Consider the following 23136-nt stretch of genomic DNA (forward strand, 5'->3'; position numbering starts at 1 on the left):
GCTTCGGGAGAGTGAAGATGGGCAAAATTATCGGTATCGACCTGGGGACCACCAACTCGTGCGTCTCGGTTCTGGAAAACGGCAAGGCCAAAGTTATTGAAAACGCTGAAGGCGCGCGCACCACGCCGTCGATCATCGCCTACGCCAACGATGGCGAGATCCTGGTCGGCCAGTCGGCCAAGCGTCAGGCAGTGACCAATCCGCACAACACCCTGTACGCGGTGAAGCGTCTGATCGGTCGTCGTTTTGACGAAGAAGTTGTGCAGAAAGACATCCAGATGGTCCCGTACAAGATCGTCAAAGCTGACAACAACGACGCCTGGGTTGAAGTGAACGGCCAGAAAATGGCACCGCCACAAATCTCGGCTGAAATCCTCAAGAAGATGAAGAAGACCGCCGAAGACTACCTCGGCGAGCCAGTGACCGAAGCGGTGATCACCGTGCCGGCCTACTTCAACGACAGCCAGCGTCAGGCCACCAAAGATGCCGGCCGTATCGCCGGTCTGGACGTCAAGCGCATCATCAACGAGCCCACCGCAGCCGCTCTGGCTTACGGTATGGACAAGGCCAAGGGCGATCACACCGTGATCGTGTATGACCTGGGTGGCGGTACCTTCGACGTTTCGGTAATTGAAATCGCCGAAGTCGATGGCGAGCACCAGTTCGAAGTGTTGGCCACCAACGGTGACACCTTCCTCGGCGGTGAAGACTTCGATATTCGTCTGATCGACTACCTCGTTGACGAATTCAAGAAAGAAAGCGGCATGAACCTCAAGGGTGACCCGCTGGCCATGCAGCGCCTGAAAGAAGCCGCTGAGAAGGCCAAGATCGAGCTGTCCTCGAGCCAGTCGACCGATGTCAACCTGCCGTATATCACTGCAGATGCCACCGGTCCTAAGCACCTGAACGTGAAGATTTCCCGCGCCAAGCTGGAATCGCTGGTTGAAGACCTGGTGCAGCGCACCATCGAGCCTTGCCGCATCGCCCTGAAAGATGCTGGTATCGACATCAGCAAGATCAACGACGTGATCCTGGTTGGTGGTCAGACCCGCATGCCGCTGGTACAGAAGCTGGTGACCGATTTCTTCGGCAAGGAAGCGCGTAAAGACGTCAACCCGGACGAAGCCGTGGCCATGGGTGCTGCCATTCAGGGCGCGGTGCTGGCTGGCGACGTCAAAGACGTGCTGCTGCTCGACGTTTCCCCGCTGACCCTGGGTATCGAAACCATGGGCGGCGTGATGACCGCGCTGATCGAGAAGAACACCACCATCCCGACCAAGAAGTCTCAGGTGTTCTCCACCGCCGACGACAACCAGGGTGCCGTGACCATTCACGTGCTGCAGGGCGAGCGCAAGCAGGCCGCGCAGAACAAATCCCTGGGCAAGTTCGACCTGGCCGAGATTCCGCCGGCACCGCGCGGCGTACCGCAGATCGAAGTGACCTTCGACATCGACGCCAACGGCATCCTGCATGTCGGTGCGAAAGACAAGGCCACCGGCAAGACTCAGTCCATCGTGATCAAGGCCAACTCGGGTCTGTCCGAGGAAGAGATCCAGCAGATGGTGCGCGATGCCGAGGTCAACGCCGAGGAAGACCGCAAGTTCGAAGAGCTGGCCACTGCGCGTAACCAGGGCGATCAGCTGGTGCACGCCAGCCGCAAGATGATCACCGAGGCTGGCGACAAGGTCACTGCTGACGAGAAGGCTGCCATCGAAACCGCATTGAGTGCGCTGGAAGTGGCGATCAAGGGCGACGACAAGGCCGAAATCGACGCCAAGATGGCCGCTCTGTCCGAAGCCACCACGCCGCTGGCGCAGAAGATGTACGCCGAACAGCCGCAGCCGGGTGCGCAAGCCCAGGGCGGTGAAGAAGCCAAGGACGCTGGGGACGACGTAGTCGACGCCGAGTTCGAAGAGGTCAAAGAAAACAAGTAAGCGCGAGCTTATGCCGCTCTGGCCGGGCGCGACGCGAGTCGCACCCGGCATGTTCCGCCGCGCGGGAGCTTGCTCCCGCGTTGGCGTGTCTGGAGCAGACGATTTGAAGGTATTGAAGACTTATGGCTAAACGTGACTATTACGAGGTGCTCGGTGTCGAGCGCGGTGCCAGTGAAGCGGAGCTGAAAAAGGCCTACCGCCGCCTGGCCATGAAGCATCACCCGGACCGTAATCCCGACGATAAAGCCTCGGAAGAGAAGTTCAAGGAAGCCAACGAGGCCTACGAAGTGCTCTCCGATGCCGGCAAGCGCTCGGCCTACGATCAGTACGGTCATGCGGGCGTCGATCCGCAGATGGGTGGCGGCGGTGGTGGTCCGGGTGGGGCGAACTTCTCGGATATCTTCGGCGATGTATTCAGCGATTTCTTCGGTGGCGGCGGTCGCGGTGGTCAGCGCGGTGGCGCGCAGCGCGGCAGCGACCTGCGCTACACCCTGGAGCTGGACCTGGAAGAAGCGGTGCGCGGCACTACTGTGACCATTCGCGTGCCGACCCTGGTGGGTTGCAAGACCTGCGACGGTTCCGGAGCGAAGAAGGGCACCAGTCCGGTGACCTGTACCACCTGTGGCGGTATCGGCCAGGTGCGTATGCAGCAGGGTTTCTTCTCGGTACAGCAGACCTGTCCGCGTTGCCATGGCAGTGGCCGGATGATTACCGACCCGTGCGGTTCCTGCCATGGTCATGGCCGGGTGGAAGAGCACAAGACCCTGTCGGTGAAGGTGCCTGCGGGCGTCGATACCGGTGATCGCATTCGCCTGTCAGGCGAAGGCGAGGCGGGTGCCATGGGTGGTCCGGCGGGCGATCTGTACGTGGTGGTGAATGTGCGCGAGCACGCGATCTTCCAGCGTGACGGCAAGCACCTGTACTGCGAAGTGCCGATCAGCTTCGCCGATGCGGCCCTGGGTGGCGAGCTGGAAGTGCCGACCCTGGATGGCCGGGTCAAGTTGAAGATTCCCGAAGGCACCCAGACCGGCAAGATGTTCCGTCTGCGCGGCAAGGGCGTAGCCCCGGTGCGCGGCGGCGGTGCCGGCGACCTGATGTGCAAGGTGGTGGTGGAAACCCCGGTGCACCTGGACAAGCGTCAGCGTGAACTGCTGGACGAGTTCCGCAAGTCCCTGGAGGGTGACAGCTCGCACTCGCCGAAGGCCAATGGCTGGTTCGAGGGCGTGAAGCGCTTCTTTGGCGACCTGTAAATTCCGCTGACAGGCTGCGCGGTCGCTGGGCGGCGGCTGCAGCCTGTGGCGACAGCTTGGAGCTGATAGCTATGCAACGTATCGCAGTAATGGGCGCCGCCGGGCGCATGGGCAAGACCCTGATCGAAGCGGTGCAGCAGGCCGATGGTGCGCAGCTGAGCGCGGCCATCGATCGTGCCGATAGCAGCCTGGTTGGTGCCGACGTCGGTGAACTGGTGGCGCAGGGCAAGATTGGCGTCAATCTGTCCGGTGATCTGAATGCGGTGCTCGATCAATTCGATGTGCTGATCGATTTCACCCATCCATCGGTCACCCTGAAGAACCTGGAAATCTGCCGCGCCGCCGGCAAGGCCATGATTATCGGCACCACCGGCTTTTCCCCGCAGGAAAAGCAGCTGCTGGCCGAGGCCGGCAAGCAGATTCCCATCGTGTTTGCCGCCAACTTCAGCGTCGGCGTCAATCTGTGTCTGAAGCTGCTCGACACCGCGGCGCGGGTGCTGGGCGATGACGTGGATATCGAAATCATCGAAGCGCACCACCGCCACAAGGTCGATGCGCCGTCCGGCACCGCTTTGCGCATGGGTGAAGTGGTAGCCAATGCCCTGGGGCGTGATCTGCAGAAAGTTGCGGTGTATGGCCGTGAGGGCCAGACCGGTGCCCGCGAGCGCGAGACCATAGGTTTCGCCACCGTGCGCGCGGGCGATGTGGTCGGCGATCACACTGTGCTGTTCGCCGCCGATGGCGAGCGGGTGGAAATCACCCACAAGGCATCGAGCCGCATGACCTTCGCCAAAGGCGCGGTGCGCGCGGCATTGTGGCTGCAAGGACGACAGCCTGGTCTGTACGACATGCAGGATGTGTTGGGTCTCACTTGACTGGGGCTTAATTAAGCGGTCTGTCAGGCCCCGGATGCCTTTTTGCGAGTTGCTCGCATCTTGCGGTGGACCAAAAAGGCATTTTTCTGTAAGCTTCCCGCTTTAGTGTGTCCACTAAAGTTGCGCAGAATGAATCAGATAAAAAAGCGGGGTGACGGTTGATACGTCATCCCGCTTTTTTACAATCTGCGTTTGCTTCACGTTTCGATCTTCGGAGGTTTTCTTGAGTAAGCCAGCCCTTAAACCTGCCATTTTGGCTCTTGCTGATGGCAGTATTTTTCGCGGCGAGGCCATCGGTGCCGATGGCCAGACTATTGGAGAGGTGGTTTTCAACACCGCCATGACCGGCTATCAGGAAATCCTTACCGATCCTTCCTATGCCCAGCAGATTGTTACCCTGACCTACCCGCACATCGGCAACACCGGCACCACGCCGGAAGACGCCGAGTCCAACCGGGTCTGGGCCGCCGGCCTGATCATTCGTGATCTGCCGCTGATCTCCAGCAACTGGCGCAACAAGCAGCCGCTGGATGAGTACCTCAAGGAAAACGGCACCGTCGCCATCGCCGGTATCGATACCCGTCGCCTGACCCGTATCCTGCGTGAGAAGGGTTCGCAGAACGGCTGCATTCTGGTCGGCGATGACGCCACCGAAGAGAAAGCCCTGGACCTGGCCCGTAGCTTCCCTGGCCTCAAGGGCATGGACCTGGCCAAGGTGGTCAGCTGCACCGAGCGCTACGAGTGGCGCTCCAGTGTGTGGAACCTGAAAGAGGACAGCCATCCGGAAATTCCAGCCAGTGAGCTGCCTTACCATGTGGTCGCTTACGACTACGGGGTCAAGCTGAACATCCTGCGCATGCTGGTCGAGCGCGGTTGCCGCGTCACTGTAGTGCCGGCGCAAACCCCGGCTAATGATGTGCTGGCGCTGAATCCCGATGGTGTGTTCCTGTCCAACGGTCCGGGTGATCCCGAGCCTTGCGACTACGCGATCCAGGCGATCAAGGACGTGCTGGAAACCGAAATTCCGGTATTCGGCATTTGCCTCGGCCACCAGCTGCTGGCCTTGGCCTCCGGTGCCAAGACCCTGAAAATGGGCCACGGTCACCACGGTGCCAACCACCCGGTGCAGGATCTGGACACGGGTGTGGTGATGATCACCAGCCAGAACCACGGTTTCGCCGTGGACGAGGCCAGCCTGCCGAGCAATGTGCGGGCGATTCACAAATCGCTGTTCGACGGTTCCCTGCAGGGTATCGAGCGTACCGACAAGGACGCCTTCAGCTTCCAGGGTCACCCCGAAGCGAGCCCCGGCCCAGCCGATGTGGCCCCGCTGTTCGACCGTTTTATCGAAGCCATGGCCAAGCGCCGCTAAACCTCGCCGACCGACCCAAGGATTCGAGTAACCGCTATGCCAAAACGTACAGATATCAAAAGCATCCTGATCCTCGGTGCCGGCCCGATCGTTATCGGCCAGGCCTGCGAGTTCGATTATTCCGGTGCGCAAGCCTGTAAGGCGCTGAAGGAAGAGGGTTACCGGGTCATCCTGGTCAACTCCAATCCGGCCACCATCATGACCGACCCGGCCATGGCCGACGCCACCTATATCGAACCGATCAAGTGGTCCACCGTGGCCAAGATCATCGAGAAGGAGCGCCCGGACGCCCTGCTGCCGACCATGGGCGGCCAGACCGCGCTGAACTGCGCGCTGGACCTGGAAAAGCACGGCGTACTGGAAAAGTTCGGTGTGGAAATGATCGGTGCCAACGCCGACACCATCGACAAGGCTGAAGACCGTTCGCGCTTCGACAAGGCGATGAAAGACATCGGCCTGGCCTGCCCTGTTTCCGGCATCGCGCACAATATGGAAGAAGCTTACGGCGTGCTGGAGAAGGTCGGCTTTCCCTGCATCATCCGTCCGTCCTTCACCATGGGCGGCACCGGCGGCGGTATCGCCTATAACCGCGAAGAGTTCGAAGAGATCTGCGCCCGCGGTATCGATCTGTCGCCGACCAGCGAACTGCTGATCGACGAATCGCTGATCGGCTGGAAGGAATACGAGATGGAGGTGGTCCGCGACAAGAAGGACAACTGCATCATCGTCTGCGCCATCGAAAACTTCGACCCGATGGGCGTGCACACCGGCGACTCGATCACCGTGGCTCCGGCGCAAACCCTGACCGACAAGGAATACCAGATCCTGCGTAACGCCTCCCTGGCGGTGCTGCGCGAGATCGGCGTGGAAACCGGCGGCTCCAACGTGCAGTTCGGCATCTGTCCGAACACTGGCCGTATGGTCGTGATTGAGATGAACCCGCGCGTATCGCGTTCCTCGGCCCTGGCCTCCAAGGCCACCGGCTTCCCGATCGCCAAGATCGCCGCCAAGCTGGCTGTGGGTTACACCCTCGACGAGCTGTCCAACGACATCACCGGTGGTCGCACCCCGGCCTCGTTCGAGCCGGCCATCGACTATGTCGTGACCAAGATTCCGCGTTTTGCCTTCGAGAAGTTCCCCAAGGCTGACGCCCGCCTGACTACTCAGATGAAGTCGGTCGGCGAAGTTATGGCCATCGGTCGTACCTTCCAGGAGTCCATGCAGAAAGCCCTGCGCGGTCTGGAAGTCGGTGTGTCCGGATTCGATCCGATTCTCGATCTGAGCGATCCGGAAGCCGAAAGCATTCTCAAACGCGAGCTGATTGTGCCGGGTGCCGACCGCATCTGGTATCTGGCCGACGCCTTCCGCGCCGGTAAGACGGTCGCGGAAATCTTCGAACTGACCAACATCGATGAATGGTTCCTGGTGCAGATCGAGGACCTGATCAAGGACGAAGAGCGGATCAAGACCCTGAGTCTGGCCAGCATCGACCGCGATCTGATGTACAAGCTCAAGCGCAAAGGCTTTTCCGATATCCGCCTGGCCAAGTTGCTCGGCGTCTCCGAGAAGAGCCTGCGCAGCCACCGCCATAAGCTGAAAGTGCTGCCGGTGTACAAGCGCGTCGACACCTGCGCTGCCGAATTCGCCAGCGACACCGCCTATATGTACTCGACCTACGAGGAAGAGTGCGAGGCCGCGCCGTCTAACCGCGACAAGATCATGATCCTCGGCGGCGGCCCCAACCGTATCGGCCAGGGCATCGAGTTCGACTACTGTTGCGTACACGCTGCACTGGCGCTGCGTGAAGATGGTTACGAGACCATCATGGTCAACTGCAACCCGGAAACCGTCTCCACCGACTACGACACCTCCGACCGCCTGTACTTCGAGCCGGTAACCCTGGAAGACGTGCTGGAAATCGTCCGCGTCGAACAGCCCAAAGGCGTGATCGTGCAGTACGGCGGTCAGACGCCGCTGAAGATCTGCCGCGCCCTGGAAGAAGCCGGCGTGCCGATTATCGGCACCTCGCCGGATGCCATCGACCGCGCCGAAGACCGCGAACGCTTCCAGCAGATGGTGCAGCGCCTGCACCTGCGTCAGCCGCCGAACTGCACTGCGCGTAGCGAAGAAGAGGCCCTGGCCGCGTCCAAGGTCATTGGTTATCCGCTGGTGGTGCGTCCGTCCTATGTACTGGGCGGCCGGGCGATGGAAATCGTCTACCAGGAAGAAGAGCTCAAGCGCTATATGCGCGAAGCGGTGAAGGTGTCGAACGACAGCCCGGTGCTGCTCGACCACTTCCTCAACTGCGCCATCGAAGTCGATATCGATGCCATCTGCGACGGCGAGACCGTGGTGATTGGCGCGATCATGCAGCACATCGAACAGGCTGGCGTGCACTCCGGTGACTCGGCCTGCTCGCTGCCGCCGTATTCGCTGCCGGCGCATATCCAGGACGAGATCCGTGATCAGGTCAAGAAAATGGCCCTGGAACTCGGCGTGGTCGGCCTGATGAACGTGCAGATGGCGGTGCAGGGCGAGGACATCTTCGTCATTGAGGTGAACCCCCGCGCCTCGCGTACCGTGCCGTTCGTCTCCAAGTGCATCGGCATTTCCCTGGCGATGCTCGGTGCCCGGGTCATGGCCGGCAAGACTCTGGCCGAAGTCGGTTTCACCGAGGAAATCATCCCCAACTTCTACAGCGTCAAGGAAGCGGTATTCCCCTTCGCCAAGTTCCCCGGCGTCGACCCGATCCTCGGCCCGGAAATGAAGTCCACCGGTGAAGTCATGGGTGTCGGTGACAGCTTCGGTGAAGCCTTTGCCAAGGCCCAGATGGGCGCTAGCGAAGTGCTGCCGAACGCTGGCGTTGCCTTTATCAGCGTGCGTGACGACGACAAGCCGCTGGTGGCTGACGTCGCTCGCGACCTGATCGAGCTGGGTTTTGAGGTGGTGGCAACCGCCGGTACTGCCAAGCTGATCGAGGCCGCCGGTTTGCCGGTGCGTCGGGTCAACAAGGTGACCGAAGGCCGTCCGCACGTGGTCGACATGATCAAGAATGACGAAGTTACCCTGATCATCAACACCACCGAAGGGCGTCAGTCTATCGCCGACTCCTACTCCATTCGTCGTAACGCTCTGCAGCACAAGATCTACTGCACCACCACCATTGCGGCGGGTCAGGCGATCTGTGAGGCGCTGAAATTCGGTCCAGAGAAGACCGTGCGCCGCCTGCAGGATCTGCATGCAGGACTCAAGGCATGACCAAATACCCAATGACCGTCCAGGGCGCACGCGCCCTGGAGGAAGAGCTTGCTCATCTGACCAAGGTGGTGCGCCCCAAGCTGAGCCAGGACATCGGCACGGCGCGCGAACTGGGCGACCTCAAGGAGAATGCCGAATATCACGCCGCGCGTGAGCAGCAGGGCATGGTCGAGGCGCGTATCCGCGATATCGAAGGCCGTCTGCAGAATGCCGTGGTGATTGATGTCACCAGCATCGAGCACACCGGCAAGGTGATCTTCGGCACTACGGTGGAGATCGCCAGCGTCGAAACCGACGAAAGCGTGACCTATCAGATCGTGGGTGAAGACGAGGCCGATATCAAACAGCGCAAGCTGTCGGTCGGCTCGCCCATTGCCCGTGCCCTGATCGGCAAGGAAGAGGGTGATGTGGTGGTGGTGAAGACGCCCAGCGGCACCGTCGAGTATGAGATCGTCGAGGTTCGTCATATCTAAGCCCGCTGCACGCGATGCCGGGGCGATTAGCTGGCTGCTGGCCCAGACCCTCTGGGTCGGCGGTCTCTGGTTGCTGCATTTTCTGCTGTTGCCGGCCATCGCCAAGACCGGGCTGGCCTCGCTGCTGGTCGAGGAGTTGAGCAATGCTCTGCGCCCGCTGTTGGTGGGGCTGACGGCGGCTTGTGCCGGTGTGCAGGTGCTGGTACTGGTGCGCGGTGAGGGGCTGGCGAGTCTGTGGCGGGATATGCGTGGGCAGTTATTGCTGGTGGTGGTGCTGATGGCTGCCAGCTATCTCGGCGCGCAGCGTCTTATGCCCGATGCGGCTGGGCTCTGGCTGATGTTCAGCTATCTGGTAATGGCGTTCTGCGGTTTGCTGCTGGTGTTGCAGCCTGTTCCGGGCAGTGCCGGTACCAAGCAGCATGCCTCCCGCAAGGGCAGGGGGCATGCCGCCTGAAGCTGTCAGCCGTGCTGGCGGTGGATATTCGACAGGTTCTTGTTCGGCTTGGGGTTCTTACGGTAAATCAGGGCCATCTTGCCGATAACCTGCACCAGTTCGCCCTTGCCGGCCTTGCACAGCTCGTTGATGGCGGCCAGGCGGGCTTCGCGCTCGACGATGCGCAGTTGCACTTTAATCAGTTCATGATCGCTCAGGGCGCGCTCCAGTTCGGCCAGCACGCCTTCGGTCAAACCATTGTCGGCCACGATCAATACGGGTTTCAGGTGGTGACCGATAGATTTGAATTGTTTCTTCTGCTCTTGAGTGAGCGGCATAATCTGATTCCTGCATTTAATCTGGTAAAAAACGGCGATCAGTTTACCCGAGCGCTCTCGGGGCCGCCCAGATATTCATGCTTTGTAAAGTTCGAGGTGTTGCGTGGCCCGTTCCAAGACCAGTCAAGGTTGGCTGAAAGAGCATTTCAACGACCCGTACGTGAAAATGGCGCAGAAGGACGGCTATCGTTCGCGCGCCAGCTATAAGCTGCTGGAGATCCAGGAGAAGGACCGCATCCTGCGGCCGGGCATCACCGTGGTCGATCTGGGCGCTGCGCCTGGCGGTTGGTCGCAGGTCACCAGTCGAGTGATCGGCGACAAGGGGCGGTTGATCGCCTCCGATATCCTGGAGATGGACAGCATTCCCGATGTCAATTTCATCCAGGGCGACTTTACCGACGATGCAGTGTTCGCACAGATCCTCGAGGCCATCGGTAATCAGCCGGTGGACCTTGTGATTTCCGATATGGCCCCCAATATGAGTGGGGTAAGGGAGTCGGATCAGCCGCGCGCGATGTACCTGTGTGAGCTGGCCCTGGATCTGTCGACCCGGGTATTGCGTCCGGGCGGGGATTTTCTGATCAAGATCTTCCAGGGTGAAGGTTTCGATCTGTATCACAAGCAGGTGCGGCAGCTGTTCGACAAGGTGCAGATGCGCAAACCCTTGTCCTCGCGCGACCGTTCTCGCGAGCAATATATGCTGGCGCGCGGGTTTCGCGGGCTTTGAGCGCCATGCAACCATGCGTTGTCAGGCCGGTCCAACCGGGTATGGCAAGGTGCTGCGAGTTGCATGCAAATAAAGGGTTACAGACGGCGTCTGCCAGGTGCGGGCGTTGTGTAGTAAGTTAGATCGGTACATAACTGGTCGTCATGCGAAGCACGCTTCGACACGAGGCCTGCTGCAGAGGGTAGCTAATTGAACGACATGGCAAAGAATCTGGTCCTGTGGCTGATCATCGCCGCCGTCTTGGTGACGGTGATGAACAATTTTTCCAGCCCGAGTGAGTCGAACAAACTCAACTACTCGGAGTTTATCCAGCAGGTCCAGGACGGCTCCGTCAAGCGAGTGACCGTCGACGGCTTTATTATCAGTGGCATCCGCGGCGATGGCTCCTCGTTCGAGACCGTGCGTCCGGCGATCCAGGACAATGGCCTGATCAAGGACCTGATCGACAACAATGTTGAAATCGTCGGCAAGCAGCCGGAGCAGCAGAGCATCTGGACTCAGCTGCTGGTCGCCAGCTTCCCGATCCTGGTGATCATCGCCGTATTCATGTTCTTTATGCGCCAGATGCAGGGCGGCGCAGGCGGCAAGGGCGGGCCGATGAGCTTCGGCAAGTCCAAGGCTCGCCTGCTCTCCGAGGATCAGGTCAAGACCACCTTCGCCGATGTTGCCGGCTGCGACGAGGCCAAGGAAGAAGTCAGCGAGCTGGTTGAGTTCCTCCGTGATCCGGGCAAGTTCCAGCGTCTCGGCGGACGTATCCCCCGTGGCGTGCTGATGGTCGGCTCGCCGGGTACCGGTAAGACCCTGCTGGCCAAGGCAGTTGCCGGCGAAGCCAAGGTGCCGTTCTTCACCATTTCCGGTTCGGATTTCGTGGAAATGTTCGTCGGTGTCGGTGCATCCCGTGTGCGCGATATGTTCGAACAGGCCAAGAAGCACGCGCCTTGCATCATCTTTATCGACGAAATCGATGCTGTGGGTCGCCATCGTGGCGCTGGCATGGGCGGTGGTCACGACGAGCGAGAGCAGACCCTCAACCAGTTGCTGGTGGAGATGGACGGCTTTGAAATGAATGATGGCATCATCGTTATCGCCGCCACCAACCGTCCTGATGTACTTGACCCTGCATTGCTGCGTCCGGGTCGTTTCGACCGCCAGGTGGTGGTGGGGCTGCCGGATATCCGCGGTCGCGAACAGATTCTCAAAGTGCATATGCGCAAGGTGCCGATGGGTGAAGACGTCGCGCCAGCAGTGATTGCACGCGGTACGCCAGGCTTCTCCGGTGCCGATCTGGCCAACCTGGTCAACGAAGCTTCCCTGTTTGCCGCCCGCGCCGGTAAGCGTGTAGTGGAAATGAAGGAATTCGAGCTGGCCAAAGACAAGATCATGATGGGTGCCGAGCGCAAGACCATGGTCATGTCGGACAAGGAAAAGCTCAACACCGCCTTCCACGAAGCCGGTCACGCCATCGTCGGCCGTCTGGTGCCGGAGCATGATCCGGTCTACAAGGTGTCGATCATTCCCCGCGGCCGCGCCCTGGGCGTGACCATGTTCCTGCCGGAAGAGGATCGCTACAGTCTGAGCAAGCGTGCCCTGACCAGTCAGATCTGCTCGCTGTTCGGCGGCCGTATCGCCGAGGAGATGACCCTGGGCTTCGATGGCGTCACCACTGGTGCCTCCAACGACATCATGCGCGCCACTCAGCTGGCCAAGAATATGGTCACCAAGTGGGGTTTGTCGGAAAAGCTTGGCCCGATGATGTATGCCGAAGAAGAGGGCGAAGTGTTCCTTGGGCGCAGCATGGGCAGCAATCAAAGCAATGTTTCTGCCGAAACCGCCAAGGTGATCGACCAGGAAGTACGCAGCATCATCGATGGCTGCTACAGCACGGCTCGTCGTCTGTTGGAAGAAAACCGCGACAAGCTGGATGCCATGGCGCAAGCGTTGATGAAGTACGAGACCATTGATGCCGAGCAGATCGAGGACATCATGAACGGCCTTGCGCCGCGCGAGCCCAAAGGCTGGCAGGGTGGCGACGATAATAACGGTACGCCCACTGCACCTGTTGAAGTCGCCGAGTCCGCAGAAAAACCAATTGGTGGCCCTGCCGCCGAGCACTAAGGTTCTACATGCCTGCTGTACCAACCCCTAACCGGCTGCCTTGTGGCAGCCGGTTTCTTGATTTAAGTCGCCCGCATGTGATGGGCATCCTTAATGTAACCCCCGACTCCTTCTCTGACGGCGGTCGTTTCAGTCAGCGCGACGCGGCTCTGCGCCATGCAGAGGCGATGCTGCGTGCCGGGGCGAGCCTGATTGATGTCGGTGGTGAGTCGACTCGTCCGGGTGCCCGTGCGGTTTCGCCGGTCGAAGAGCTGGAGCGGGTTGCGCCTGTGGTCGAGGCGATTGCCGCCGAGCTGGATGTGATCATCTCGGTGGACACCTCGACGCCGGCGGTGATGCGCGAAACTGCGCGTCTGGGTGCCGGGTTGATCAATGATGTGCGTTCGCTGCAGCGCGACGGTGCTCTGGATGCGGCGGCCGATAGTGGCCTGCCGGTGTGTCTGATGCATATGCGTGGCGAGCCGACCACCATGCAACAGAATCCTCAGTACGCGGATGTGCTGGCCGAGGTGCGTGATTTTCTTGCTGAGCGCATGGCTGCCTGTGCGACAGCCGGAATCGCCGTTGAGCGGTTGATCCTTGATCCGGGCTTTGGTTTCGCCAAGACCCTGGAGCACAATCTCAGTCTGTTCAAGCATATGGAAGCCTTGCATGGTCTTGGGCGGCCCCTGCTGGTCGGGGTTTCACGCAAAAGCATGATCGGCAAGGTGCTCGGGCATGAGGTCGGCGGGCGGCTGTATGGCAGCCTGGGCCTGGCTGCCCTGGCCATAACCAAGGGCGCGCATATCCTGCGGGTCCATGATGTGGCCGAAACTGTCGATGTGGTGCGCATGCTGGCCGCAGTTGAAGCGGCCGATTAAGTATTCAAGGAATCCGAGTCATGGCGAGAAAATATTTTGGTACCGATGGTATCCGTGGACGTGTTGGCGACTTTCCGATCACTCCGGACTTTATGCTCAAGCTGGGTTGGGCGGCGGGCATGGCCTTTCGCAAGCAGGGCAAGTGCCGCATTCTGATCGGCAAGGACACGCGGATTTCCGGCTATATGTTCGAGTCGGCACTTGAGGCCGGTCTGGCTGCTGCCGGGGCCGATGTTCAATTGCTCGGGCCCATGCCGACGCCGGCCATTGCCTATTTGACGCGTACCTTCCAGGCCGATGCCGGGATCGTTATCAGCGCCTCGCACAATCCACATGACGATAACGGCATCAAGTTCTTCTCCAGCCAGGGCACCAAACTGCCGGACGAGGTCGAGCTGATGATCGAGGAGTTGCTCGATCAGCCAATGACCGTGGTGGAGTCGGCACAGATCGGCAAGGCCTCGCGCATCAATGATGCGTCCGGGCGCTATATCGAGTTCTGCAAGAGCAGCGTGCCGAGCAATACCAGTTTCGCTGGGCTGAAGGTTGTTCTCGATTGTGCCCATGGCGCGGCCTACAAAGTCGCCCCCAGTGTTTTTCGCGAGCTGGGGGCCGAGGTGCATGTGCTGTCGGCGCAGCCGGACGGGCTGAATATCAATGCCGGTTGCGGCTCTACCCATATGGAGACGCTGCAGGCCGAGGTGGTGGCGCGTCAGGCGGATCTGGGTATTGCCTTCGATGGCGATGCCGATCGGGTGCTGATGGTCGATCACACCGGTACTCTGGTCGATGGCGATGAGCTGCTGTTTATCATCGCTCGGGATCTGCATGAGCGCGGCAAGCTGCATGGTGGTGTGGTCGGCACTCTGATGAGCAACCTGGGTATGGAGCTGGCTCTGGCCGAACTGGGCATTCCTTTTGTGCGGGCCAAGGTAGGCGATCGTTATGTAATTGCCGAGCTGCTGGCGCGCAACTGGCAGCTGGGCGGTGAGGGTTCGGGGCACCTGGTGTGCTTCCAGCACACCACCACGGGGGATGCGATTATCGCGGCGCTGCAGGTGCTGATGGCGCTCAAGCGCCGCGATCAGGGCCTGGGCGAGGCGCGCCAGGGCATGCAGAAGTGCCCCCAGGTGTTGGTCAATGTACGTTTCGCTGGTGGTGTCGATCCGCTTGAGCATGCTGCCGTGCAGGAAGCCAGTGCGCGGGTGACCGAGCAGATGGCGGGGCGCGGGCGGGTGCTGCTGCGCAAATCCGGCACTGAGCCGCTGGTGCGAGTCATGGTTGAAGGTGACGATGAAGGCCAGGTGCGCGGCTATGCCGATGAATTGGCTAAGGTTGTTGCGCAGGTATGTGCTTGATTCGGCTTGCCAGTCCTGAATCCGTTGGGTAACATCTGCGCCCTCTTTGACCGACGAGGTAAAGCATGCGTCGCCCAATGGTAGCTGGTAACTGGAAAATGCACGGTACCCGCGCCAGCGTCGCAGAGCTGATCAACGGTCTAGGTCGTCAGGTGTTGCCTGATGATGTCGAAATAGCAGTGTTTCCCTCCAGTGTGCACCTTGTTCAGGTGGGCACTGAGTTGGCAGGCAAGGCGGTTGTGCTAGGTGCGCAGGATTGTGCCATCGAGCCGCAGCAAGGAGCCTTGACCGGTGAGGTCGCCGCGGTCCAGTTGTTGGATGCGGGTTGCTCGCTGGTGTTGGTCGGGCACTCCGAGCGTCGCTCGCTGCTCGGCGAGTCTGACGAGGTTGTTACGCGCAAGTTTGCTGCGGCGCAGTCATGCGGCTTGACTCCGGTGTTGTGCGTGGGGGAGACCCTGGCGCAGCGTGAGGCAGGTGAAACGCTGGCGGTGGTGGCGAGGCAGCTGGCTGCCGTTGCGGACAAGTTGGGTGTGCAGGTGTTTGAGCGTGCCGTAATTGCCTATGAGCCGGTTTGGGCGATAGGTACCGGGTTGACGGCTTCGCCTGAGCAGGCCCAGGAAGTGCACGCGGCGATTCGCGGTCAGCTTGCGGCGCAAGATTCCGAGCTGGCTGGCAGGGTAAGAATTCTTTATGGCGGCAGTGTGAAGGCCGCCAGTGCTGCCGATTTGTTCGGTATGCCGGATATCGATGGGGGGCTTGTAGGTGGAGCCTCTCTGAATGCGGATGAGTTCGGTGCGATCTGTCGCGCCGCAGGAAGCTGACAAAATGCTGGAAACAGTCGTAGTAGTTTTTCATCTGCTGGGTGCGATCGGTGTGGTTGCGCTGGTTCTGTTGCAGCAGGGTAAGGGTGCCGATGCTGGCGCGTCTTTCGGTTCGGGTGCTTCCGCTACTGTTTTTGGTAGCCAAGGTTCCTCTACCTTTTTGAGTCGCGTTACTGCTATACTCGCCACCGCTTTTTTCATGACTAGCTTGGGCTTAGCTTACGTAGCTAAAGACAAAGCTAATGGTATGGCTCAGGTTGGTTTGCCTGATCCAGCAGTCCTGGAAGTTCAACAGGCCAAGCCGGCTGTTGAGGATGTACCGGTTCTGGAAGCCACTACGCCGGCTGTTGAAGCGGCGGATGTACCTCAGGCACCAGAGCAGCAGTAAGTAGTAGGCAACAAACGATTTTGCCGAGGTGGTGGAATTGGTAGACACGCTACCTTGAGGTGGTAGTGGCCATAGGCTGTAGGGGTTCGAGTCCCCTCCTCGGTACCAATTAAACAAGAAAGCCCGCTACATGCGGGCTTTCTTGTTGCTGGAGCTTCGGTTGACCCTTTGTAGGGTTCGGTCGTATACTTCGGCCCCAGCTTTGATGCGGGATAGAGCAACAAGGTCGCTCCTCGGGTGGTTTCCCGAAGATGGCTGGTTAAGTCCAGCCCCCCGCAATCAGAAGTAGCGGAGCCCCTTTTCAGGGGCTTTTTGCTAGCTGGGTGACAGCTTTGCCGGCCTTTAGAGGGCGGTTCGATGATGGGCGCTTCGCCCATTTTTTATTTGCACAGCATGCGCGAGGGGTTCAGGTGTCGAGCAAGCTAGAACAGTTGCAGGCCTTGGTGGCCCCGGTAGTCGAGGCTCTTGGCTATCAATGTTGGGGTGTCGAGTTCCTGTCGCAGGGGCGGCATTCCCTGCTGCGAATTTATATTGATAAACAGCCTGACGGCGTGGTGATCGAAGACTGTGAAATTGTCAGTCGGCAGATCAGCGGCGTCCTCGATGTCGAGGACCCGATCAGTGCCGAGTACACCCTTGAGGTGTCTTCGCCTGGTATGGATCGCCCCCTGTTCACGCTTGAACAGTTCGCCGCTCATGCGGGTGAGCAGGTAAAGATCAAGCTGCGCTCGCCTTTTGAAGGGAGACGCAACTTTCAGGGCCTTCTGCGTGGCGTGGAAGAACAGGATGTGGTGGTGCAGGTGGATGATCACGAATTCCTGTTGCCAGTCGACTTGATCGACAAGGCCAACATTATCCCCAGATTTGATTGAGACGCGGATTCCGCGAAAGCTGCGCGATTGTGCAGGATCCAATGGATTGCGAAAGGCGAGGCGTACGATGAGCAAAGAAGTACTGCTGGTTGTTGAGTCGGTGTCCAATGAAAAGGGCGTGCCGGCGAGTGTGATTTTTGAAGCGCTGGAACTGGCCCTGGCCACAGCGACCAAGAAGCGTTTTGAAGATGAAGTCGAGTTGCGGGTGGCGATCAATCGCCAGACTGGCAACTATGAAACTTTCCGCTGCTGGACAGTGGTAGAGGAAAGCGATTTCGACGACCCGGCCCACCAGGTCACCACCGACATGCCGCGGGCTGTTGAAGCCAACGCAAAAGTCGGTGATGTGCTGGAAGAGAAGATCGAGTCGATCGAATTCGGCCGTATCGCGGCACAAACCGCCAAGCAAGTCATCGTGCAGAAAGTCCGCGAGGCCGAGCGTGCGCAGGTGGTTGAAGCCTATCGCGAGCGTCTGGGGGAAATCATCTCCGGTACCGTGAAGAAAGTCACCCGCGACAGCGTGATCGTCGACCTGGGTAACAACGCCGAGGCGCTGTTGGCCCGTGAAGACATCATCTCCCGCGAGACTTTCCGCGTCGGTGTGCGTCTGCGTGCCCTGCTCAAGGAAATCCGCACCGAGAACCGCGGCCCGCAGCTGATCCTGTCGCGTACCGCGCCGGAAATGCTGATTGAGCTGTTCCGCATCGAAGTGCCGGAAATCGCCGAAGAACTGATCGAGGTCATGGGCGCGTCCCGTGATCCGGGTTCGCGCGCCAAGCTGGCCGTGCGTTCCAAAGACAAGCGTATCGACCCGCAGGGTGCCTGTATCGGCATGCGCGGTTCGCGCGTGCAGGCGGTCTCCGGTGAATTGGCGGGCGAGCGTGTAGACATCGTGCTGTGGGATGACAATCCCGCGCAGTTCGTGATCAACGCGATGTCGCCGGCTGAAGTGGCCGCCATTATTGTCGACGAAGATGCCCATGCCATGGACATCGCCGTTGGCGCAGACAACCTTGCTCAGGCCATTGGCCGCGGCGGTCAGAACGTGCGTCTGGCCAGTCAGTTGACTGGCTGGACCCTGAACGTGATGACCGAGGCGGACATCCAGGCCAAGCAGCAGGCGGAAACAGGCGACATCCTGCAGAACTTTATCGACGAGCTGGAAGTCGACGAAGAACTGGCCCAGGTGTTGGTCGAAGAGGGCTTCACCAGCCTTGAAGAAATTGCCTACGTACCGATGGAAGAAATGCTCAGCATCGATGGTTTTGACGAGGATATCGTCAGCGAGCTTCGCGCTCGTGCCAAAGATCGCCTGCTGACTAAAGCCATCGCCAACGAGGAAAAGCTGGCAGATGCCCACCCAGCCGAAGACTTGCTCTCGCTTGAGGGGATGGATAAGGCGCTTGCGCATGAACTGGCAGTGCGCGGCGTTATTAACCGCGAAGACCTGGCCGAGCAGTCGATTGACGACCTGCTCGACATCGACGGTATCGACGCTGAGCGTGCCGGCAAGTTGATCATGGCCGCCCGAGCCCATTGGTTCGAGTAAGTAGTTGCGGCCTGAGGAGAGAAATACATGACGCAAGTCACGGTTAAAGAACTGGCCCAAGTGGTCAATACGCCGGTTGAACGCCTGCTGCAGCAAATGAGTGAGGCAGGTTTGCCGCACAAGAGTGCTGAGCAAGCGGTGACCGACAGTGAGAAGCAGGCCCTGTTGGCCCATCTCAAGAGCAGCCACGGCGACAAGAAGGTCGAAGAGCCGCGCAAGATTACCTTGCAGCGCAAGACCACCAGCACCCTGCGGGTTGCCGGCAGCAAGACCATCAGTGTCGAAGTGCGCAAGAAGAAGACCTTCGTCAAGCGCAGCCCCGAAGAGATTGAAGCCGAGAAGCAACGTGAGCTCGCTGAGCAGCGCGCTGTGGCGGAAGCTGCACGCCTGAAGGCCGAAGAAGAAGCCAAACGTCGCGCCGCCGAAGAAGCTGCGCGCCCTGGCGCTGCACCTGAAGCGCCGGCCGCTGCCGCGCCGGCAGCTGCAGCACCGTCAGTTGCCGTAGAGCTGCCTGTGGTTACCGCGCCGGTTGTGGAAGAGCGCAAGAAGGACGAACCGCGTCGTCCGGACAAGCCGCGCAATGATGATGCCGACCGTCGTGGCGGCGAGCGCAAGACCACCCAGCATCGCCCGACCGTCAAGGAAAAGGCTCCTGCTCCACGGGTTGCTCCGCGCACCATCGACGAGGAAAGCGACAGCTTCCGTCGTGGTGGTCGTGGCAAGGCCAAGCTGAAGAAGCGTAATGCTCACGGCTTCCAGAGTCCGACTGGCCCGATCGTGCGTGAAGTGAAGATCGGCGAAACCATCACTGTGGGCGATCTGGCTCAGCAGATGTCGGTCAAAGCCGCTGAAATTATCAAGTTCATGTTCAAGCTGGGCACCCCTGCGACCATCAACCAGGTTCTGGATCAGGAAACTGCTCAGCTGGTTGCTGAGGAGCTGGGCCACAAGGTCACCCTGGTCAGCGACACGGCTCTGGAAGACTCTCTGGCCGAATCGCTGAAGTTCGAAGGCGAGACCTTTGCCCGTGCGCCGGTTGTTACCGTAATGGGTCACGTTGACCACGGTAAGACCTCGCTGCTCGACTATATCCGTCGCGCCAAGGTTGCTGCCGGCGAAGCCGGCGGCATCACCCAGCATATCGGTGCCTACCACGTAGAAACCGAGCGCGGCATGGTCACCTTCCTCGACACCCCGGGCCACGCCGCGTTTACCGCGATGCGTGCCCGTGGTGCCAAGGCGACCGATATCGTGATCCTGGTGGTTGCAGCGGATGACGGCGTGATGCCGCAGACCATTGAAGCCGTTCAGCATGCCAAGGCTGCTGGCGTTCCACTGGTTGTCGCGGTGAACAAGATCGACAAGCCGGGTGCCGACCTTGATCGCATTCGTAGCGAACTGTCGGTGCATGGCGTGACTTCGGAAGAGTGGGGCGGTGATACGCCGTTCGTACCTGTGTCGGCGAAAGTCGGTACCGGCGTCGACGAACTGCTCGAAGCCGTGCTGCTGCAGGCCGAGATCCTTGAACTGAAAGCCACGCCGTCGGCCCCGGGTCGGGGTGTGGTGGTGGAATCGCGTCTTGATAAAGGCCGTGGTCCAGTTGCCACCGTGCTGGTTCAGGACGGTACCCTGCGTCAAGGCGACATGGTGCTGATCGGTTCCAACTTCGGCCGTATCCGCGCCATGCTCGACGAGAACGGCAAGCCGATCAAAGAAGCTGGCCCGTCGATCCCCGTCGAGATTCTCGGCCTGGACGGCACTCCGGATGCTGGCGACGACATGAGCGTACTGGCTGACGAGAAGAAAGCCCGCGAAGTCGCGCTGTTCCGTCAGGGCAAGTTCCGCGAAGTGAAACTGGCCCGTGCTCACGCCGGCAAGCTGGAAAACATCTTCGAGAACATGGGTCAGGAAGAGAAGAAGACGCTCAACATCGTCCTCAAATCCGACGTCCGTGGTTCCCTGGAAGCGCTGCAAGGCTCGCTCAGCAGCCTGGGTAACGATGAAGTGCAGGTGCGTGTGGTCGGTGGCGGCGTCGGTGGTATCACCGAATCCGATGCCAACCTGGCGCTGGCCTCCAACGCTGTACTGTTCGGCTTCAACGTGCGGGCCGATGCCGGCGCGCGCAAGATCGTCGAGCAGGAAGGTCTGGATATGCGTTACTACAACGTGATCTACGACATCATCGATGACGTCAAGAAGGCCCTGACCGGCATGCTCGGCAGCGATGTACGGGAGAACATCCTGGGTATCGCCGAAGTGCGTGACGTGTTCCGTTCGCCGAAGTTCGGTGCGATTGCCGGTTGTATGGTGGTCGAGGGTACGGTTTACCGTAACCGTCCGATCCGCGTACTGCGCGACGACGTGGTGATCTTCGAAGGCGAGCTGGAATCCCTGCGTCGCTTCAAAGACGATGCCTCCGAAGTGCGTAACGGCATGGAGTGCGGTATCGGCGTGAAGAGCTACAACGACGTCAAGGTCGGCGACAAGATCGAAGTGTTCGAGAAAGTCCAAGTGGCTCGCAGCCTGTAACAGGCATATAGCAGCGAGTTGCAATATGCAGCGCCCGGCCCCGTTTATGCGTGGCCGGGCGTTTGCCGCTTTTAGGTCCGATGCTCCTAGCAGCGTCGTGGCGAGTGAAGGTAGTAGAAATGGCCAAAGAATTCAGCCGGGCCCAGCGCATCGGCGACCAGATACAGCGCGAACTGGCGCAGTTGATCCGCATGGAAATCAAGGATCCGCGTCTCGGCGGCCTGGTAACCGTGACCGCAGTGGAAGTCAGCCGCGACTCCAGCCACGCCAAGGTGTTCGTCACCATTATGGGCGGCGAGCCGGAAGAGGGTGTCGACCCCGTGGTGCAGAGCATCAAGGTGCTCAACGATGCCAGCGGTTTCCTGCGCATGCAGTTGGGCAAGGCGATGAAGCTGCGCAGCGTGCCCAACCTGCGTTTCCATTACGACGAAAGTGTAATTCGCGGTGCCCAGCTGTCGGCCCTGATCGAGCGTGCGGTCAGCGAAGACCGTCAGCACGATGATAAACCTGAGGCCAAGGAGTAAGCGCGTGGCCCAGGTCAAACGTATTCGCCGTGCCGTCGATGGCATCATCCTGCTGGATAAGCCCAAGGGCTTTAGCTCCAACGCCGCGCTGCAGAAGGTGCGCTGGTTGCTCAATGCCGAGAAGGCCGGCCACACCGGCAGCCTCGATCCCTTGGCCACTGGTGTATTGCCGCTGTGCTTCGGCGAGGCGACCAAGTTCTCCCAGTACCTGCTGGACGCCGACAAAGGTTATGAAACCCTGATGCAGCTGGGGGTGACCACCACCACCGCAGATGCCGAGGGTGAAGTGCTGGAGCGTCGCCCAGTGACCGTTGGTCGCGCCGATATCGAGGCTGTGCTGCCGCGTTTTCGCGGAGAAATCAGTCAGATACCGCCGATGTACTCGGCGCTCAAGCGTGACGGCCAACCACTTTACAAACTGGCCCGTGCAGGTGAGGTAGTGGAGCGCGAGCCGCGTTCTGTTACTATTGCGCGCCTGGAATTACTGGGCTGCGAGGCGGAGCAGGCGCGTCTGGCGGTCGACTGTAGCAAAGGCACCTATATCCGTACCCTGGTCGAAGATATCGGCCAGCTGCTCGGCTGCGGTGCCCACGTTGCAGAGCTGCGCAGAACCAAGGCGGGTCCCTTCGATCTGAGCCGCACCGTAACGCTCGAAGAGCTTGAGCGGGTGCATGGCGAAGGTGGCAATGAAGCGGTCGATCAGTTTCTGTTGCCTTCCGATAGCGGACTGCAACATTGGCCACTGCTGCAGTTCTCCGAGCACAGTTCGTTTTACTGGCTGCAAGGGCAGCCGGTACGCGCCCCGGAAGCGCCGAAGTTCGGCATGGTACGGGTGCAGGATCACAATGGTCGCTTTATCGGTATCGGTGAAGTGAGCGAAGACGGGCGCATTGCGCCGCGTCGTTTGATTTCGACCAAGGCCTAGCCTGGGTCGGTACAGGATTCGGTCGGTCTGACCGTCTCGGGCGTTCGAGAACCTGGTTCCCGAATACCCAAATCGAGGGTGGCTGTTAATAGGCACGGTCATACCTCACTTAAAAACACGGGAAGTGATTCCCGGCCTATTGCGACTGTTTCGGCAGTTGCCTAACTGAGAGGATTGCCCACATGGCACTCAGCGTTGAAGAAAAAGCCCAGATCGTGACTGACTACCAGCAAGCTGCTGGCGACACCGGTAGCCCGGAAGTGCAGGTTGCACTGCTGTCCGCCAACATCAACAAGCTGCAAGGCCACTTCAAGGCCAACGGTAAGGACCACCACTCGCGTCGTGGCCTGATCCGCATGGTTAACCAGCGTCGTAAGCTGCTGGATTACCTGAAGGGCAAGGATGTTAGTCGTTACAGCGCCCTGATCGGTCGCCTGGGTCTGCGTCGCTAAGCAATGCTTATGCGTAGCTGACTGCCGAAGCTGGAAGTGGGGTTATCCCTGCTTCCAGCTTTTGCGTTTCTGTTGCAGTTGTT

Annotated in this window: 20 protein-coding genes and 1 tRNA gene; 20 read left to right on the forward strand and 1 reads right to left on the reverse strand. The window is 60.0% G+C overall.

Annotated elements, in window-relative coordinates; genetic code table 11:
• Positions 1-17 precede the first annotated feature (17 nt).
• From dnaK to WMW70_RS15515, 7 genes are all read left to right on the forward strand, one after another.
• The gene (gene dnaK / locus WMW70_RS15485) at positions 18-1934 is read left to right on the forward strand and encodes a molecular chaperone DnaK (RefSeq protein WP_341438356.1); all 1917 of its coding nucleotides are present in this window, start codon (positions 18-20) and stop codon (positions 1932-1934) included.
• A 122-nt stretch (positions 1935-2056) separates the two neighbouring features.
• Positions 2057-3184, forward strand: a complete 1128-nt coding sequence (gene dnaJ, locus WMW70_RS15490; RefSeq protein ID WP_325503139.1) for a molecular chaperone DnaJ — start codon at positions 2057-2059, stop codon at positions 3182-3184.
• 71 nt (positions 3185-3255) lie between these two features.
• Complete coding sequence (dapB, locus tag WMW70_RS15495) at positions 3256-4059, forward strand: 4-hydroxy-tetrahydrodipicolinate reductase (protein WP_341438357.1); 804 nt, start codon at positions 3256-3258, stop codon at positions 4057-4059.
• A 223-nt stretch (positions 4060-4282) separates the two neighbouring features.
• The gene (gene carA / locus WMW70_RS15500; protein ID WP_341438358.1) at positions 4283-5431 is read left to right on the forward strand and encodes a glutamine-hydrolyzing carbamoyl-phosphate synthase small subunit; all 1149 of its coding nucleotides are present in this window, start codon (positions 4283-4285) and stop codon (positions 5429-5431) included.
• A 36-nt stretch (positions 5432-5467) separates the two neighbouring features.
• Positions 5468-8689, forward strand: a complete 3222-nt coding sequence (gene carB, locus WMW70_RS15505) for a carbamoyl-phosphate synthase large subunit (protein ID WP_341438359.1) — start codon at positions 5468-5470, stop codon at positions 8687-8689.
• Entirely contained in the window at positions 8686-9162 is a 477-nt protein-coding gene (greA, locus tag WMW70_RS15510) for a transcription elongation factor GreA (protein WP_341438360.1), read from the forward strand. The genes carB and greA overlap by 4 nt, the downstream gene beginning before the upstream one ends.
• A complete protein-coding gene (locus tag WMW70_RS15515) occupies positions 9134-9616 on the forward strand; it encodes a DUF4149 domain-containing protein (protein WP_341438361.1) in 483 nt (160 codons plus the stop codon). Before greA ends, WMW70_RS15515 begins: the two co-directional genes overlap by 29 nt.
• Before the next feature lie 5 nt (positions 9617-9621).
• Here the strand turns inward: WMW70_RS15515 and WMW70_RS15520 are convergent, their stop codons facing one another.
• Positions 9622-9933 carry a YhbY family RNA-binding protein gene (locus WMW70_RS15520; protein ID WP_341438362.1) on the reverse strand — a complete coding sequence of 104 codons (312 nt, stop codon included), beginning with the start codon at positions 9931-9933 and terminating at the stop codon, positions 9622-9624.
• Between the two features lie 103 nt (positions 9934-10036).
• Between WMW70_RS15520 and rlmE the strand changes: the two genes are divergently transcribed.
• The 13 genes from rlmE to rpsO all read left to right on the forward strand — a co-directional run bounded on the left by rlmE (position 10037) and on the right by rpsO (position 23053).
• Entirely contained in the window at positions 10037-10660 is a 624-nt protein-coding gene (gene rlmE / locus WMW70_RS15525; RefSeq protein WP_325503126.1) for a 23S rRNA (uridine(2552)-2'-O)-methyltransferase RlmE, read from the forward strand.
• Between the two features lie 198 nt (positions 10661-10858).
• The gene (gene ftsH, locus WMW70_RS15530) at positions 10859-12775 is read left to right on the forward strand and encodes an ATP-dependent zinc metalloprotease FtsH (protein ID WP_341438363.1); all 1917 of its coding nucleotides are present in this window, start codon (positions 10859-10861) and stop codon (positions 12773-12775) included.
• 8 nt (positions 12776-12783) lie between these two features.
• The gene (folP, locus tag WMW70_RS15535; RefSeq protein WP_341438364.1) at positions 12784-13635 is read left to right on the forward strand and encodes a dihydropteroate synthase; all 852 of its coding nucleotides are present in this window, start codon (positions 12784-12786) and stop codon (positions 13633-13635) included.
• Between the two features lie 20 nt (positions 13636-13655).
• Entirely contained in the window at positions 13656-14993 is a 1338-nt protein-coding gene (glmM, locus tag WMW70_RS15540; RefSeq protein ID WP_341438365.1) for a phosphoglucosamine mutase, read from the forward strand.
• Between the two features lie 65 nt (positions 14994-15058).
• Positions 15059-15814, forward strand: coding sequence for a triose-phosphate isomerase (tpiA, locus tag WMW70_RS15545; protein ID WP_341438366.1), 756 nt, complete (start codon positions 15059-15061; stop codon positions 15812-15814).
• A 4-nt stretch (positions 15815-15818) separates the two neighbouring features.
• Complete coding sequence (secG, locus tag WMW70_RS15550; RefSeq protein WP_341438367.1) at positions 15819-16202, forward strand: preprotein translocase subunit SecG; 384 nt, start codon at positions 15819-15821, stop codon at positions 16200-16202.
• 22 nt (positions 16203-16224) lie between these two features.
• Positions 16225-16310: transfer RNA gene (locus tag WMW70_RS15555), tRNA-Leu, on the forward strand.
• A gap of 302 nt (positions 16311-16612) precedes the next feature.
• Positions 16613-17074, forward strand: a complete 462-nt coding sequence (gene rimP, locus WMW70_RS15560) for a ribosome maturation factor RimP (protein WP_339461820.1) — start codon at positions 16613-16615, stop codon at positions 17072-17074.
• Between the two features lie 67 nt (positions 17075-17141).
• On the forward strand, positions 17142-18623 hold the full coding sequence (gene nusA / locus WMW70_RS15565; protein WP_339461636.1) for a transcription termination factor NusA: 1482 nt from the start codon (positions 17142-17144) through the stop codon (positions 18621-18623).
• Positions 18624-18650: 27 nt separating this feature from the next.
• Positions 18651-21152 carry a translation initiation factor IF-2 gene (gene infB, locus WMW70_RS15570; protein ID WP_341438368.1) on the forward strand — a complete coding sequence of 834 codons (2502 nt, stop codon included), beginning with the start codon at positions 18651-18653 and terminating at the stop codon, positions 21150-21152.
• A 119-nt stretch (positions 21153-21271) separates the two neighbouring features.
• Positions 21272-21676 (forward strand): 30S ribosome-binding factor RbfA, encoded by a 405-nt coding sequence (gene rbfA / locus WMW70_RS15575; RefSeq protein WP_341438370.1) that lies wholly within the window; start codon positions 21272-21274, stop codon positions 21674-21676.
• A gap of 4 nt (positions 21677-21680) precedes the next feature.
• The gene (gene truB / locus WMW70_RS15580) at positions 21681-22601 is read left to right on the forward strand and encodes a tRNA pseudouridine(55) synthase TruB (protein ID WP_341438371.1); all 921 of its coding nucleotides are present in this window, start codon (positions 21681-21683) and stop codon (positions 22599-22601) included.
• Positions 22602-22783: 182 nt separating this feature from the next.
• Positions 22784-23053 carry a 30S ribosomal protein S15 gene (rpsO, locus tag WMW70_RS15585; RefSeq protein ID WP_275961681.1) on the forward strand — a complete coding sequence of 90 codons (270 nt, stop codon included), beginning with the start codon at positions 22784-22786 and terminating at the stop codon, positions 23051-23053.
• Positions 23054-23136: the final 83 nt, after the last annotated feature.

The sequence above is a fragment of the Pseudomonas sp. XK-1 genome (genome assembly GCF_038069885.1).
In the GTDB taxonomy this organism is placed as follows: Bacteria; Pseudomonadota; Gammaproteobacteria; order Pseudomonadales; family Pseudomonadaceae; genus Aquipseudomonas.